Source organism: Vibrio sp. 10N.222.55.C6, assembly GCF_041473395.1.
GTDB lineage: Bacteria > Pseudomonadota > Gammaproteobacteria > Enterobacterales > Vibrionaceae > Vibrio > Vibrio crassostreae_C.
This window is the reverse complement of sequence record NZ_JBFRSD010001301.1, coordinates 1-213: the sequence shown is the minus strand read 5'-3', so window position 1 is coordinate 213 and position 213 is coordinate 1. Positions and strand designations below refer to the sequence as shown.

The following is a 213-nucleotide window of genomic DNA, read 5'->3' as shown; positions in this document are numbered from 1 at the left end:
CTCTTTAAGTTGTGCGATGTCATCACGTAAGTAAACCCAAGCCGTCGCGACAGCCAGACCAGAGAACAGAGGGAGAAACAGAGAACCTAGAGACATCCACGACCAAGGCGTGATGTGAGCGTAGAAGTGCCACGCCCTTCCAGGTTGGTGTAAGTCACCAGTAAGGGCTAATGGTCCAACAATCGCGCCAATCGCCATCACAAGCACAAGGGC

1 protein-coding gene is annotated in these 213 nt (G+C 53.1%); it reads right to left on the bottom strand.

Going from position 1 to position 213, the window contains the following annotated elements; genetic code table 11:
- On the bottom strand, positions 1 to 213 hold a 213-nt coding region (nrfD, locus tag AB4486_RS28620; protein ID WP_372120216.1), incomplete at both ends, for an NrfD/PsrC family molybdoenzyme membrane anchor subunit.